Source organism: Acinetobacter sp. P1(2025), assembly GCF_051390655.1.
Classification (GTDB): domain Bacteria; phylum Pseudomonadota; class Gammaproteobacteria; order Pseudomonadales; family Moraxellaceae; genus Acinetobacter; species Acinetobacter junii.
Window position 1 is genome coordinate 1 of the sequence record NZ_JBPKBJ010000170.1, and the last position, 730, is coordinate 730.

Below are 730 nucleotides of genomic sequence, written 5' to 3' on the forward strand. Positions count from 1 at the left end.
AGTCGATATTTTGAATAAATTTACTCAACTTGGTACAGCTAAAACGGTGGCTGTTGCATAAATATCTGAAGATTAGAACAACTCTACCTTTCGTCTATTTGTGCAACAAAGCCATGTATAATAAGTATTGACGTTTTCAGGAGATTTTAATGATGCAGGAATATCTGCAACTGCTGGGTAACTAAAGGATGCATTGTATTTGCTCTCTAGAAATTGCGCTAAATTCAACATCGCTGCCTGAGCCTCTGTGCGATGACTTGCAACGATATATTTTGAATAACTAGGTATAGCAATAGATGCAATAATTGCAATAATTGCCACTACAACCATTAACTCAATTAAAGTAAACCCCGATGAAGCTTTCATTTGCCACCCTAGCATAAGCATTTATATAAATTTTTCTTAGACAAAATTGTGCTTTGTAATAATATGATTTATTTTATGCTTTATCAAAAGATAAAATCACAGTGACGCAAAATGTCATTTAATTGATTTTATTGTTCAAAATTTATGTAGAAAAATTTATTACTTAAATATTATTTAAAAATAATATATTGATTAATAAAGCATAAAAAAAGTTTCATCATGAAAATTATAACACTCAAACAAATATAATATATAGGACTTACGCACTATTATTTATAGACTCTCTGTGGTAGCAGATGATTTTTATCGAGAATAAAGTCATCAATGAAGTTTTTGATCATTGGTCTAAATAATTTCTTCTGCC

At 29.5% G+C, this 730-nt stretch carries 1 protein-coding gene; it reads right to left on the reverse strand.

Annotated elements, in window-relative coordinates:
- Positions 1-72 precede the first annotated feature (72 nt).
- Positions 73-366: a type IV pilin protein gene (locus ACSC97_RS18220; RefSeq protein WP_436662352.1), complete on the reverse strand. Its 294-nt coding sequence runs from the start codon at positions 364-366 to the stop codon at positions 73-75.
- Positions 367-730: the final 364 nt, after the last annotated feature.